The organism is Collimonas fungivorans (assembly GCF_028292705.1).
Taxonomy (GTDB): Bacteria; Pseudomonadota; Gammaproteobacteria; order Burkholderiales; family Burkholderiaceae_D; genus Collimonas; species Collimonas fungivorans_B.
Genome location: NZ_JAQGLV010000304.1, coordinates 1 through 14666 on the forward strand (window position 1 = coordinate 1; position 14666 = coordinate 14666).

Genomic DNA, 14666 nt, shown 5'->3' on the forward strand with positions numbered 1-14666 from the left:
CACCGACCAATCAAACAAGATAAACACAGCCCAGTTTGAAAACTAAAACCCCTACCCAGCCGCATTATTTCATCCCGCAGCCGCTGGACAATACACGGCTGGCGCACCTGTGCGGACCGCTGGATGAAAACCTGCGGCAGATTTCCGCGGCGCTGGATGTGTCGATTTTCCGGCGCGGCGACAAATTCATTGCCGCCGGCGGCAATGCGGAACGCGCGGTGGAAATCCTCGACCAGTTTTACGCCATCGCCAACAAAGTGATCTCGGTGGATGAAATCCAGCTGGCGCTGGTTGAACAGCGCGCCAAACTGGGCATGAAGCCGAAAGCGAAAGCCGCCAAGGGTAACGGCAAGGCCGCCAGCGAACCTGGCGCCGATGCCAATGCCGATCCTGCGGATGCAGAGCTGACCGAGACCGATATCGAAAGTCCTGTGCTGAAAACCCGGCGCAGCGACCTGCGCGGCCGCACGCCGCACCAAAGCCAGTACATCCGTTCGATCCTGGAACATGACGTCACGCTGGGCATCGGCCCGGCCGGCACCGGCAAGACCTACCTGGCGGTTGCCTGCGCGGTAGACGCGCTGGAACGCGATGCGGTCAAGCGCATCGTGCTGACGCGGCCGGCGGTCGAGGCCGGCGAGCGCCTGGGTTTCCTGCCCGGCGACCTGGCGCAAAAAGTCGATCCCTACCTGCGTCCCCTGTACGACGCGCTGTACGATTTGCTGGGTTTCGACCGTACCCAGAAGATGTTCGAAAAACAGGCGATCGAGATCGCGCCGCTGGCTTACATGCGCGGCCGTACGCTGAACCATGCTTTCATCATCTTGGACGAGGCGCAAAACACCACGCCGGAACAGATGAAGATGTTCCTGACACGAATCGGCTTCGGCAGCAAGGCCGTGGTCACCGGCGATGTCACCCAGATCGACTTGCAGCGCGGCCAGAAGAGCGGCCTGATCGATGCGATGAATATCCTGAAAGACGTGCGCGGCATCGCCTTTACCCGCTTTAACAGCAGCGACGTGGTGCGCCACCCCTTGGTGGCGCGCATTGTCGACGCCTATGAATCGGCGGCGCAGGCAGCGCCGGTGGCGTCTACCCATGGCGTCATCGAAGCCGCCACGCCGCAAGCCGTCAAACCCGCCAAACCGGTGCAGACCGGGATTACCAAAACAGCCCGCAGCCGCAATGTCGCAAAAAAATAAACTCTCCCTGTCGGTGCAATACCCCGACCCGCGCCTGCAAGACAGCGTCACCCGCCCGAAATTGCGGCGCTGGGTGCAAGCCGCGCTGCTGGCGCCGGCCGAGCTGACGATCCGCTTTGTCGATGCCGAAGAAGGCCGCAGCCTGAACCGCGACTACCGCGGCAAGGATTACGCCACCAATGTGCTGACCTTCGCCTATTCGGAAGACCAGGCCGAGGATGACAACGGCATCACCCAGGCTGACATCATCCTGTGCACCGATGTCCTGCAAAGCGAAGCCAGGGAACAAGGCAAGTCCGTGCTGGAGCATGCTGCCCATCTGGTGGTGCATGGCGTCCTGCACGCGCAAGGTTACGACCATGAAGACGAGGAAGAAGCCACCGAGATGGAAAACCTCGAAATTGAAATCCTGGACACGTTAAACTGGCCCAATCCCTACGCTGACCGCTGAGCACAAACCTCCCGCCTCATCACTCCCGATACGCCGCTTATGCGGCGTTTTTCATTTCCAGCAACAGCCTGCTGTCGGACTACTGGAACAAGCCGTGTAAGACATTTCCTTGATTTTGGAGGGAATCAGGAAAAGGGTGAATTATTGTGAAAAATCCAATATTCATGCCCTAAAATCCAATTCTTATCCTTTCAAGTAATAAGATTATTATGAAATCGTGTAATGAATTGAGTTGGTCCGCGACTAAAGCACATGAAAACAACATTGCTTACTCTCCGGAGACAATCATGAACCCAGTCACGCTACTGGCACTGACCGTGCGCGCTCTGCGGCAGGAGGGCTAAATGGCCTCATCCACTCTTGACACGCTAAAGAAGCCGGTGATTCACCCGGTCTGGCTGCGTATTACACACTGGCTCAATGTGCTGGCGGTCGTCATCCTGATCCTGAGCGGCTGGCGCATCTATAACGCCTCGCCGATTTTCCCGTTTCATTTTCCCAGCGAATGGACGCTGGGCGGCTGGCTGGGCGGCGCCCTGCAATGGCATTTTGCAGCGATGTGGCTGCTGTTCTTCAACGGCCTGGTTTACTTGCTGATCAATACCGGCAGCGGCCGCCTGTGGAAGAAATTCCTGCCTTTGCGTCCGACCGAAGTCATCCAGGACCTGATCAAGGCGCTGCGCGGCAAGCTGCAGCATGACGCGCTTGACCACTACAACGCGGTGCAAAAGCTGGCCTACGTCTCGGTCATCCTGGATCTGATCCTGCTGGTGGTCTCCGGCCTGGCGATCTGGAAATCGGTGCAGTTCCCGGTCCTGCGCGAACTGATGGGCGGCTTCGACAACGCCCGGGTCGTGCATTTCTGCGCGATGAGCTTCCTGGTCGCATTTATCGTGGTGCACATCATCATGGTGGCGCTGGTTCCACGCACGCTGCTGGCCATGCTGCGCGGCCGCTAAGATGAATTGAGATAATCATGTTCAAGAAAAATATTAACCCGGCGCTCGATACCGAATCGATATTGAAAGACGCCCAGCGCGAACTGACATTGCCGTCGCGCCGCCTGTTTGCAAAACGTGCGCTGACCCTGGGCGGCCTGTCGCTGCTGACCGGCTGCAACCTCACCGACGAGCCATCCGTCAACCACATGCTGGAGCGCATCTCGCGCATGAACGACGGTGTGCAAGGATGGCTGTTCGATCCGAAGCGCCTGGCGCCGACGTATACCCAGGCTGAAATGACCCGGCCCTTCCCCTTCAATGCGTTTTACGCCATCGAGGAAGTGCCGGAAATCGACGGCGACGACTATCGGCTCGAAATCGCCGGCCTGGTGAGCGACAAACGCTCCTGGACATTGCAGCAGCTGCACAAGCTGCCGCAGAACGAGCAGATCACGCGCCATATCTGCGTCGAAGGCTGGAGCGCCATCGGCCGCTGGGGCGGTGTTCCGTTCTCTTATTTTCTCAAGCAGATCGGCGCCGACCTGAGCGCCAAATATATCGATTTCCAATGCGGCGACGATTACCACACCAGCATCGACATGCCGACCGCATTGCATCCGCAGACCCAGCTGACCCTGACTTACGACGGCCAGATCCTGCCGCCGAAATACGGTTTCCCGATGAAACTGCGGATGCCGACCAAGCTCGGCTACAAGAATCCGAAACACATCACTTCAATCGAAGTAACAAACACGTACCCCGGCGGTTACTGGGAAGACCAGGGGTACAACTGGTTCGGCGGTGCTTAGGCTCGGGCTGACAAGCAGCCCTGCGACATCCGCTGATTTTTACGGCACTTTTGCCACTTTTACCTGGAGATTCAAATGAAGAAAAGCCTCACAACCCTGTTGGTTACCTGCCTGATGATGACAGCCGGCGGCGTCTATGCACAAGATGCCATGTCCAAAGACGCTATGTCCAAGGATGCGATGTCCAAGGACGCCATGTCGAAAGATGCGATGAGCAAGGACGCCATGGACAAGCCGGGCATGGCCAAAGATGCAATGAAAAAGAAAGCCCACGCCAAAAAAGACGCGATGTCCAAGGACGCAATGAGCAAAGACGCGATGGGCAAGGACGGCATGGCCAAAGACGGAATGAGCAAATAATTATCTTTATTGCCATCCGGCGGACCATGTTTTCGGGCATGGTCCGCTTTTTTATGCAAAAAATTGCCGCACGGAACCGCGATCTGGGCCTGCGGACACACGCGTTTCGTCGTCCTGTCACATATTTGTTGTATGCTATTGCTTCCAAAACAATGTGAAACCAAGGCTAACGCCATATGCCAGAGCACCCTAGTAGCGTCAAATCATTTGACGCTAAACCCCACCGGTCGTTATTCGAACGCCTGACCGCACTGATTTCTCCTGAACCTGAAAACCGCGCCGAACTGCTCGACGTGCTGCAAGACGCACACGAACGCAACCTGATCGACGCCGACGCGCTGTCGATGATCGAAGGCGTGTTCCAGGTCTCCGACCTCTCCGCCCGCGACATCATGATCCCGCGCTCGCAAATGGACATGATCGACGTCACCAAACCGATAGAAGACTGGATGCCGGAAGTCTTGTCGACCGCCCACTCGCGCTTCCCCGCCGTCGACGGCGAGCGCGACAAGGTGATCGGCATCCTGCTGGCGAAAGACCTGCTGCGCTATTACGCCGAAGAGTCGTTCGACGTGCGCGACATGCTGCGGCCGGCGGTTTTCATCCCGGAATCGAAACGCCTCAACGTCCTGCTGCGCGATTTCCGCGCCAACCGCAACCACATGGCGATCGTGGTCGACGAATACGGCGGCGTCGCCGGCCTGATCACGATTGAAGACGTGCTGGAACAGATCGTCGGCGATATCGAGGACGAATACGACTTCGATGAAGAAGAAGACAATATCCTAGCCATCCGCGACGGCGACCACGGCGGCCGCTGGCGCGTCAAGGCGCTGACCGAGATCGAACAGTTCAACGAAACGCTGGAGACGGCGCTGGTCGACGAAGACGTCGACACCATCGGCGGCCTGGTCGCCAACCACCTGGGACGCGTGCCGCGCAAGGGCGACGAGTTCACGATCGACAATGTGCGCTTTGAAGTGCTGCGCGCCGACGCGCGCCAGGTGCATGTCTTGCTGGTCGAAAAACTGTCGGAATCGGCTCAGGAAGAATCCTGAAAAGAGCGTGGGCCGGTACGCCCGCTATGCCGGCCCACCCCCTATCCAAGAAGAGCAAGATCGCCGCCGCCCATGAGTTTTCGCCTGACTTCAATTCCTAAACTTCCCCTGCTGCTGCCGCTGGCCGCCCTCACCGGCGCCATCAATGTGTTCGCCTTCGCGCCGTACGGACTGTGGCCAATCCAGCTGCTGACGCTGGCGCTGTTCGTGTTCTGCCTGATCCGCGTCCCCACCATCAAGCATGGCGCCCTGCTGGGCTGGGCCTACAGCTTCGGCTGGGTGGCGCACGGCGTCTACTGGATTTATATCTCGCTGCACGACTTTGGCGGTTTGCCGGGCTGGCTGACGGCGCTGGCGATAGCATTGCTGGCGGCGATCATGGGTCTGTACACGGCCATGGGCACCGCCGCCGCGCTCTGGCTGCGGCGCCGCTGGTCGGCTTCGCCGCTGCTGTTTGCGCTGGCGATTTTTCCGGCGCTGTGGGCATTGACGGAATGGTTGCGCGGCTGGCTGTTTACCGGCTTTCCCTGGCTGATTTCAGGTTATGCCCATACGGCCGGCCCGCTGGCCGGCTACGCGCCGCTGGTCGGCGTGTACGGCATAGGCGGCATTGCGGCATTGGTCGCCGGCTGCCTGGCCTTGCTGCCGCAATATAAAAAGCCGGCGATCGCCGCCGTGCTGGTGCTGGCTGCGGGCCTTGGTTTGCACCAGGTCAACTGGACCGCGCCGCACGGCAAGCCGATCTCCGTACGCTTGCTGCAAGGCAATGTGCCGCAGGAAGAAAAATTCGACAACGCGCAGATCGTCAACTCCTTGCGCCTGTATATCGACATGATCCGCTCCGCGCCGGCAGACCTGATCGCCACGCCCGAGACGGCGATACCGATCCTGCAAACCCAGCTGCCATCGGATTATGTGCCTGCGCTGGCCGACTTCGCGCGGCAAAGCGGCAGCCACATCGCGCTCGGCATTCCCTATACCGACGGGCCCGACCGCTACGCCAACAGCGTGATCGGCATCTCGCCCCAGGCCACGGATCCTGCCTATCGCTACGACAAACAGCATCTGGTGCCGTTCGGCGAATTCGTGCCGCTCGGGTTCCGCTGGTTTGTCGACATGATGAACATCCCGCTCGGCGATTTCACCCGCGGACCGGCGGTGCAGGCGCCGTTCGCGGTGAAAGACCAGTGGGTGCTGCCCAACATCTGCTACGAAGACTTGTTCGGCGAGGAAATCGCCGGCCAGCTGGCCGCCACCCAGGCGGCTGGCAAGCCCACCGCTACCCTGCTGCTGAACATGTCGAATATCGCCTGGTTCGGGAATACGATTGCATTGCCGCAACATTTGCAGATATCGCAAATGCGCAGCCTGGAAACCGGCCGCCCGATGCTGCGCGCGACCAATACCGGCGCCACCGCGCTGATCGATCCGCACGGCGTCGTCAGCATCCAGCTGGTCCCGTACAGCCGCGCCACGCTGGCGGTGCCGGTGCAAGGTTATAGCGGCACAACGCCGTATATCCTGCTGGGCAACCGCCTGATGCTGGTCCTGGCGCTGGCGATGCTGGCCGCCAGCTGGTGGTGGTGCCGCCGCAAAGCGCGCCCACAGCCCTAAAGCGGTCAAAACCCGCTAAAATCGCTGCTTTTAGCGCTTATCCTGTTGCGCTCTTCGTTACCCTGTATTTCGCCTGTGTATTTCACCCGATTCGTCGGCACCTTACCGTATGGAAAAGCAACAAAACGATGCTTACATTTCAACAAATCATCCTTAAATTACAAGATTACTGGGACGCCCAGGGCTGCGCCCTGCTGCAGCCCTATGACATGGAAGTCGGCGCCGGCACCTCTCATACCGCGACCTTCCTGCGCGCCATCGGCCCCGAGCCTTGGCGCGCCGCCTATGTGCAGCCGTCGCGCCGTCCCAAGGATGGCCGTTATGGCGAAAACCCGAACCGCTTGCAGCATTACTATCAGTACCAGGTCGTACTCAAGCCTGCGCCGGAAAATATCCTCGACCTGTACCTCGGCTCGCTGGCAGCGCTTGGCCTGGATCTCAAGCGCAACGATGTGCGCTTCGTCGAAGACGACTGGGAAAACCCGACCCTCGGCGCCTGGGGCCTGGGCTGGGAAGTCTGGCTGAACGGCATGGAGGTGACTCAGTTCACCTATTTCCAGCAGGTCGGCGGCCTCGATTGCAAACCGGTGCTCGGTGAGATCACCTACGGCATCGAGCGCTTGGCCATGTACCTGCAGGGCGTGGAAAATGTCTACGACCTGGTGTGGACCGAATGGGTCGAGAACGGCGTGACCAAGAAACTCAGCTACGGCGACGTCTTCCACCAGAACGAAGTCGAGCAGTCGACCTACAATTTCGAACACGCCAACACCGAATTCCTGTTCCCGCTGTTCGGCAATTACGAAGCCGAAGCCAAGCGCCTGCTGGCGGTGCCGCTGGCGCTGCCGGCTTACGAGATGGTGTTGAAAGCCGCACATACCTTCAACCTGCTGGATGCGCGCGGAGCGATCTCGGTCACCGAGCGCGCCGCCTACATGGGCCGGATCCGCAACCTGTCGCGCGCAGTAGCGCAGGCATATTACGATTCACGGGCAAAGCTAGGCTTCCCGATGTGGGAGATCACCAAGGAAAACGGCGATCTGTTGTTGCAAGAATTTGGAGATGAATACATGGCGGCAGTAGCGCAGCGTGCGGGAGAAGCAGTATGAAGGACACGCTTTTGAGTCAGACCCTGCTGATTGAAATTTTCACGGAAGAATTGCCGCCGAAAGCCCTGGCGAAACTCGGCGATGCCTTTGCCAATGGCATTTTCAACGGCTTGAAATCGCGCGATTTCCTGGGCGACGGCGCCGTCGCCACCGCATTCGCCACACCGCGCCGGCTGGCAGTCGCCATCAGCAATGTGCGCGCCACTTCGCTCGACAAGACCATGCGCGAAAAAGTGTTGCCGGTATCGGTGGCGCTGGACGCCGAAGGCCGCGCCACGGCGCCGCTGGTCAAGAAACTGGCGGCACTGGCCGCGCAATGCGGCCAGGCGGTGATTACCCCGGCCGAACTGGAACGCGCGCCTGACGGCAAGGCTGAAAGTTTTTTCTACAGCTACACCGCCAAAGGCGTGGCGCTGCCTGCCGGTTTGCAGGTGGTGCTGGAAGATACCGTCGCAAAATTGCCGATCCCGAAAGTGATGAGCTATCAGCGTCAACACGGCCATGCCGCCGGCCACACCGTCCGCTTCGTGCGGCCGGCGCACAGCCTGGTGGCGCTGCATGGCGAACAGGTACTGCCCTTGACCTTGCTCGGCCTGGATGCAGACCGCCAGACCGAAGGCCATCGTTTCCTGTCGCCAGGCCGCATCACGCTGGCCGACGCCGACAGCTACGCAGCAACGCTGGCCGAACAAGGCAAAGTCATCGCCAGCTTCAGCGAACGCAAGGAAAAAATCCGCAGGGACCTGCTGGAAGGGGCAGCAAAATCGGCGGCCGAGGACCAGGTACTGATGCCGGAAGCGCTGCTGGACGAAGTCACGGCGCTGGTTGAATGGCCGGTGGTGTATGCCTGCAAATTCGAAGACGAATTCCTCAGCGTCCCGCAGGAATGCCTGATCCTGACGATGCAGACCAACCAGAAGTATTTTGCCCTGACCGACAGCGCCGGCAAGCTGCGTTCGCGTTTCCTGATTGTCTCCAACCTGCAGACCAGCGAACCGCACTACATCATCGAAGGCAATGAGCGCGTAGTACGCCCGCGCCTGTCCGACGCCAAATTCTTCTTCGAGCAAGACCAGAAAAAGAAACTGGCCGAACGTGTGCCCCTGCTGGCCAACGTGGTCTATCACAACAAGCTCGGCAACCAGCTGCAGCGCACGGAACGGGTCAAGACCCTGGCCGCGTCGATTGCCGCGCTGCTCGGCGGCGCTACCGCATTGTCTGCTCTGGCCGAACGCGCGGCGCTGCTGGCCAAGGCCGATCTGCTGACCGACATGGTGGGCGAGTTCCCTGAGCTGCAAGGCATCATGGGCAATTATTACGCGCGCCATGACGGCGAAGCGGACGACGTCGCCCTGGCCATCTCGGAACACTACCAGCCGCGCTTTGCCGGCGACGCCTTGCCGACCACCGACACCAGCATCGCGGTAGCGCTGGCGGACAAACTGGAAACCCTGGTCGGAATCTGGGGCATCGGCCTGCAGCCGACCGGCGACAAGGACCCGTTCGCCCTGCGCCGCCATGCGCTGGGCATCTTGCGCATGCTGCTAGAAAAACGCCTGCCGATATCGCTCACGCAGTTGCTGAGCAATGCCGCGCAGCAGTTCGCCGGCAACACCAACTTCAAGGATCCGGGCAGCGACGTGCTGCCGTTCCTGTACGACCGCCTGCGCGGCCTGCTGCGCGAACGCGGTTATGCGCCGAACGAAATTGAAGCGGTAGTGGCGCAGCAGCCAGAGCGGCTCGACAACATCATCGAGCGCCTGGATGCGGTGCAAGCGTTCGCTGCCCTGCCGGAAGCGGAAGCGCTGGCCGCGGCCAACAAGCGCATCACCAACATCCTGAAAAAGACCGAAGGCGTCGGCAGCATGGTGCAGCAAGACCTGCTGCGCGACAACGCCGAACAATCGCTGTTCGCAGCGATGAATGCGCTCAAGCCGGAGGTCGATGCAGCGTTTGCCAAGGGAGATTTCAGCACCGCCTTGAAAGCATTGGCGCGGCTGCGAGAAAACGTCGACGGCTTCTTCAACGATGTAATGGTGATGGCGGACGACGAGCAATTGCGCAACAACCGCCTGGCGTTGCTGGCGAACCTGCATGTGATGCTGAACCAGGTCGCCGACATTTCCAAGCTGGCTGCCTAAGCTATTTAAGGTCACCATGAAATTAATCATCCTCGACCGCGACGGCGTCATCAACCACGACTCGGACGCCTTCATCAAATCGCCAGATGAATGGATCCCGATCAAAGGTTCGCTGGACGCGATAGCACGCCTGAACCAGGCGGGTTATCGGGTAGTGGTGGCGACCAACCAGTCGGGCATCGCGCGCGGCTTGTTTGACATGCCAACCCTGATGGCCATCCATCAGAAAATGCACGAAGCGGCGCAGCAGGTCGGCGCCGAAATCGACGCCATCTTTTTTTGCCCGCATGCCGCCGACGACAACTGCGATTGCCGCAAGCCCAAGGCCGGCATGTTCCACGATATCGGCAAGCGCTTCGAGATCAGCCTGCGCGGCGGCGTAGCGACGGTAGGCGACTCGCTGCGCGACCTGCAGGCAGGTTTTGTCGCCGGCTGCGCACCTTATCTGGTGCTCACCGGCAAAGGCGAAAAGACCCGCGACAAAGGCGGTCTGCCGCCCGGCACCCTGATATTTCCTGACCTGGCAGCGGTGGTCGAATTCCTGCTGAAGAAACCGGTGGAGCTGGCGGTTTGATGAACGGTCGGCTCCGTCCTGCATAAAGATAGCTTATTTAAAAATACCTGGAGTCTGCATGTCGCGTTTTTTCCTGTTTTTACGTTCCCTATTGTTCGTCTTGCTGATGACTGTCCTGACGGTGGTCTGGTCGATGGCTTGCCTCTTGTTCGCCCCCTTTCCTTACGCCCGGCGCTATTACCTGACGGCGCGCTGGAACGTCATCGTGGTCTGGATGGCCAAGGTCATCTGCGGGATCCGTTACGAGGTCAAGGGTTTTGAAAACTTCCCCGACGCCCCTGCCGTGGTGCTGAGCAAGCACCAGTCGGCGTGGGAAACGATTTTCCTGCTGCAGATGACGCCGCGCCCGCTGGTGTTCGTGTTCAAGAAATCGCTGACCTATATCCCGTTTTTCGGCTGGGGCATCGCCTTGCTGCGCATGATTCCGATCGACCGCAGCAAAGGCCGCGACGCTTTCGCTCAAGTGGTGGTGCAAGGACGCAAGCGGCTGGCCGACGGCCAATGGATCATCATGTTCCCGGAAGGCACGCGGATACCGGTCGGCCAGACCGGCAAATACAAGAACGGCGGCAGCCGCCTGGCAGTGGAAACCAATACCGTGGTGGTGCCCGTCGCACACAATGCAGGCGAGTGCTGGCCGAAGAATTCCTTCATCAAGAAACCGGGGCTGATCACGGTCTCGATCGGCAAGCCGATTTCGCCGGAAGGCCTGGATAGCAGCGAGCTGATGGCGAAAGTCGAAAATTGGATAGAATCTGAAATGCGCGTGATTTCACCGCATGTTTATTCCAAGCAGCAATAACCCCTCCAGTTTGGACACCATTGAAATTATTGCATCAAAAGCCAGCAAAGCCGCGCCTGGGACCGCATGGTCGGCCCCAGGGCAAGGCACAGCAGCAGCAAGCGCTGCAACTGGACTTGTTTGCCGACGGGTTTGCCAACGACGCGATCGCCAGCACGCCGCCTGTCGAGGCGCCTCCTAGCAGGCAGCAGCCAAGGCCGCAAGCCCTCGCGCCTGACGAACCAACCGCCCTGGCGCCCGGCAAGCGCCGCCTGCGCTTCGGCGAACATGTGCTCGACTACACCCTGCTGCGCTCCAAACGGCGCTCCATCGGCTTCCTGATCAGCGATGACGGCCTGCGCGTCACTGCTCCCAAGTGGGTGACCCTGGGCGATATCGAAATCGCCATACGCGAAAAGAAACGTTGGATTTTTACCAAGCTGAGTGAATACCGCGACCGCTCGACGCGCCGCATGCAGCCGCAAATGCAATGGCGCGACGGCGAGACCCTGCCGTATATGGGGCGCAGCATCATCCTGCGCATCCATGCCACCCAGAAGGCCGGCATTCACTTCGACGACGCCAGCGACCAGCTGATCGTCTGCCTGCCGGCCGACGCCGGCGAGCAGCAGCTCAAGGACCGCGTGCTGGGCTGGCTGCAGCTGGAAGCCAAACGCGTATTTGCCGAGCGGCTGCCAATCTATGCCAAAAAACTCGGCGTCACCTACCAGTCCTTCGCGCTGTCGTCGGCGACTACCCAGTGGGGATCGTGCACTTCGGAAGGCAAGATCCGGCTGAACTGGCGGCTGATGCATTTTGCGCTGCCGCTGATCGACTATGTGATTGCGCATGAGTTGTCACACCTGCGCGAGATGAACCACAGCCCGCGTTTCTGGGCCACGGTGCAATCGATTTTCCCTGAATTCGAAACGGCCAGGAAAACCCTGCGCGACAGCGCCCAGGAAACCCTGCCGGTTTTCTGAAGCAAGCTCGTCCCAATCTGTTCCGCCGATCTGAAATATCAGTGCAAACCTGAGCAATACCTCTCTTCCCAACCATCGAGAACAACCATGCGAATCCTCCATACCATGCTGCGCGTCGGCAACCTGCAACGTTCCATCGATTTCTACACCAAGGTGCTGGGCATGAAACTGCTGCGCACCAACGACAATCCGGAATACAAATACACACTGGCGTTCGTCGGCTATGGCAGCAACCCCGACCATGCCGAACTCGAACTGACCTATAACTACGGCGTCGACAGCTACGACCAGGGCACGGCGTTCGGCCACCTGGCGGTGGCGGTGGAGGACGCCTACAAGGCATGCGCCGACGTCAAGGCGCAGGGCGGCAACGTGACGCGCGAAGCCGGACCGGTCAAGGGCGGCAGCACGGTAATCGCTTTTGTGCAGGACCCCGACGGCTATAAAATCGAATTGATCGAACGCAAGGACGGGATTTCCGCCAGCGCTGCTTTATAAGCAACGCAAGACAGAAGAATAATCCGGCGCGCCATCACAATGGCCGTCTCCAGTTCCGGCAATGCGCTTTATGCTCTATATCGACAGGCAGCAGTAACTTTGCATGAGAGCTGCCCGTCGATAGCTTCCATTTTTCAAGAATAACCGCGCACTGCCCCCGCATCGAATTTGGATCCGCAGCATTTGTATTTTTAAAATACAGAATGCAAATCAGTTTAGCTCGCTGTCAAGCGGCCTCCGGCCATTTCAGAAAAATCCCGAATTGTTTTAGAGATAGCCTACCGGAACACCGGAATTTTCCTCTATCTGCGATAAAAAATTCATTCCATGCTTCAGCCGTAGTTTCCAAAAAAACATATCGGAGGAGTCATCATGAATCAGTCATATCGCGTAGTCTGGCAAGCATCCACAAATACCTGCTGTGCCGTCTCGGAGCCGGCCAGAAAAAAAGGAAAGTCCAGATCCCGTGCTGTTCAATGCCACGCCAAGTCGCTTGCCCGCATTATTGCCGTTAGCCTGGGCCTGATGGGTGCGGATGCAGCGCTTGCCGGCACAGAAAGCACGGAAGCAGCAAGTCCCATCGGGCAAGTTCAATCGAACGATCCTGCCGGCGGTAAAAACAAAGGCATCAAAGACGCTTTGGCTGAAGATGAGACGGCGGTGGCAGCTGCTGTCCGTCGCCGGGCAAGCAAAATCAATCCTTTGACATTCAACACCACCTTTCCAAACAACCCGATCGCATTCAGTGTCGACGCAAGAGCTCGCACGCTAGATGGAGCTGCCTCGGGCAATGCCGCCCGCATTGCAAACGATGCCGAAGATGCCCCGGCGCCACACCCCGACGCCAAGGCGCCTGGCGCTTTGTCCGACACCGGCCAGGCAGGCAGCATATCTGCCGGGAAAGCAGGCAGCGAACGCCAGATCACCAATCTTGCGGCAGGCACCGCAGACACCGACGCAGTCAATCTGGGACAGGTGAAAAATCTGGTAGGCGACGGCAGCATCCTGCGCTACGTCAAAACCAACGGTAAAAACGATGGCAGCGACGACGCGGTGGCGCTTGACGAAGACGCGATGGCAATCGGCGCCAGCGCCAAAGCAACGAATACAGGGAGCACTGCCGTGGGCGGAAAGGCGCAGGCCAATGGCGTTGACTCTAGTGCTTTTGGCGTGGATGCGCAGGCCAACGGAAATGGCGGTTCGCTTGCGGCTGGCGCTTACAGCACAGCGCAAGGACATTTTAGCGCCGCGCTGGGATCAGGAAGTTTCACGCTGGGCGATTTCAGTACGGCGCTGGGGGCATATGCCTCGGCATTATCGGACGGGACTACCGCGCTGGGGGCCTACTCCATCGCCAGCGGCGACCAGGCCATCGCCGTCGGCTCCAAATCCGAGGCGATAGGCACTGCCTCAATTGCGATGGGAAATTTTGCCAAAACCGAAAACAACGGCGCAATTGCCATCGGCAGCCAGTATCAGGAGGCCAGCGGCGAAGCCGGCTTCAAAGAGGCAGCCTACGCTGGTGGGCGCAACGCCGTCGCACTCGGCGCTGGCGCGTTCGCATATGCAACAGACAGCCTTGCACTTGGTCCAAGAGCGACAGTAGAAGCTGACAATTCGGTTGCACTGGGTGATCATGCGCTTGCCGACCGAGCCAATACCGTTTCGGTTGGCAACACCCGGGTATCGGACGGCACCGCTGTACAAACCCGCCAGATCGTCAACGTCGCCGCCGGCACCGAAGAAAACGATGCCGTCAATGTAGGGCAAATGAATGACGCCATCGGTGTAGTCAACGGTAGCCTCGCCGGGGCAATGATGTACGACGATGCCGGCAAACAAAAAATGACTTTGGCGGGCAGCAGCGGCTCCGTCATCGACAACCTGGCTGACGGCGCAATCGCTGCCGGCAGCAAACAGGCGGTTAACGGCAGCCAGCTGCATCAGGTCGGCGACAGCGTTGCCCAGATGCTGGGCGGCGGCGCGATGATGGGGGTGAACGGCTTTACCGGCCCGGTGTTCGGTGTCCAGGGCGGCAGCTATCACAATGTAGGCGACGCCTTGGGTGCGCTGGACGGCGCCCTGGACTCTCTCGGCAATCGCGTCAGCAGCCTGGAAAACGGCGGCGCTCCGGTAGCGGAA

The 14666-nt window shown here is 59.5% G+C and carries 13 protein-coding genes and 2 pseudogenes; all 15 read left to right on the plus strand.

Annotated elements, in window-relative coordinates; translation table 11 throughout:
* The first annotated feature begins 35 nt into the window (after positions 1–35).
* On the plus strand, positions 36–1205 hold the full coding sequence (locus JWQ61_RS17145; RefSeq protein WP_304361586.1) for a PhoH family protein: 1170 nt from the start codon (positions 36–38) through the stop codon (positions 1203–1205).
* Positions 1189–1656 carry an rRNA maturation RNase YbeY gene (gene ybeY, locus JWQ61_RS17150; RefSeq protein WP_304361587.1) on the plus strand — a complete coding sequence of 156 codons (468 nt, stop codon included), beginning with the start codon at positions 1189–1191 and terminating at the stop codon, positions 1654–1656. The genes JWQ61_RS17145 and ybeY overlap by 17 nt, the downstream gene beginning before the upstream one ends.
* A gap of 344 nt (positions 1657–2000) precedes the next feature.
* Entirely contained in the window at positions 2001–2615 is a 615-nt protein-coding gene (locus JWQ61_RS17155; RefSeq protein ID WP_304361588.1) for a cytochrome b/b6 domain-containing protein, read from the plus strand.
* 17 nt (positions 2616–2632) lie between these two features.
* On the plus strand, positions 2633–3406 hold the full coding sequence (locus JWQ61_RS17160) for a molybdopterin-dependent oxidoreductase (RefSeq protein ID WP_304361589.1): 774 nt from the start codon (positions 2633–2635) through the stop codon (positions 3404–3406).
* A 75-nt stretch (positions 3407–3481) separates the two neighbouring features.
* The gene (locus JWQ61_RS17165; protein ID WP_304361590.1) at positions 3482–3766 is read left to right on the plus strand and encodes a pentapeptide MXKDX repeat protein; all 285 of its coding nucleotides are present in this window, start codon (positions 3482–3484) and stop codon (positions 3764–3766) included.
* A 176-nt stretch (positions 3767–3942) separates the two neighbouring features.
* Positions 3943–4824: an HlyC/CorC family transporter gene (locus JWQ61_RS17170; protein ID WP_014007590.1), complete on the plus strand. Its 882-nt coding sequence runs from the start codon at positions 3943–3945 to the stop codon at positions 4822–4824.
* A 72-nt stretch (positions 4825–4896) separates the two neighbouring features.
* A complete protein-coding gene (gene lnt, locus JWQ61_RS17175) occupies positions 4897–6438 on the plus strand; it encodes an apolipoprotein N-acyltransferase (protein ID WP_304361591.1) in 1542 nt (513 codons plus the stop codon).
* Between the two features lie 128 nt (positions 6439–6566).
* Complete coding sequence (glyQ, locus tag JWQ61_RS17180; RefSeq protein ID WP_014007592.1) at positions 6567–7547, plus strand: glycine--tRNA ligase subunit alpha; 981 nt, start codon at positions 6567–6569, stop codon at positions 7545–7547.
* 11 nt (positions 7548–7558) lie between these two features.
* A complete protein-coding gene (glyS, locus tag JWQ61_RS17185; RefSeq protein WP_304361592.1) occupies positions 7559–9688 on the plus strand; it encodes a glycine--tRNA ligase subunit beta in 2130 nt (709 codons plus the stop codon).
* 16 nt (positions 9689–9704) lie between these two features.
* Entirely contained in the window at positions 9705–10262 is a 558-nt protein-coding gene (gene gmhB, locus JWQ61_RS17190; RefSeq protein ID WP_304361593.1) for a D-glycero-beta-D-manno-heptose 1,7-bisphosphate 7-phosphatase, read from the plus strand.
* Between the two features lie 58 nt (positions 10263–10320).
* Positions 10321–11064 carry a 1-acyl-sn-glycerol-3-phosphate acyltransferase gene (locus JWQ61_RS17195; RefSeq protein WP_304361594.1) on the plus strand — a complete coding sequence of 248 codons (744 nt, stop codon included), beginning with the start codon at positions 10321–10323 and terminating at the stop codon, positions 11062–11064.
* Between the two features lie 20 nt (positions 11065–11084).
* Positions 11085–12026, plus strand: a complete 942-nt coding sequence (locus tag JWQ61_RS17200) for a M48 family metallopeptidase (protein ID WP_304361595.1) — start codon at positions 11085–11087, stop codon at positions 12024–12026.
* An 87-nt stretch (positions 12027–12113) separates the two neighbouring features.
* Entirely contained in the window at positions 12114–12524 is a 411-nt protein-coding gene (gene gloA / locus JWQ61_RS17205) for a lactoylglutathione lyase (RefSeq protein ID WP_304361596.1), read from the plus strand.
* A 372-nt stretch (positions 12525–12896) separates the two neighbouring features.
* Positions 12897–13016: pseudogene (locus tag JWQ61_RS22130) on the plus strand (ESPR-type extended signal peptide-containing protein); the annotation flags it as partial.
* A 210-nt stretch (positions 13017–13226) separates the two neighbouring features.
* Positions 13227–14666: pseudogene (locus JWQ61_RS17210) on the plus strand (hypothetical protein); the annotation flags it as partial.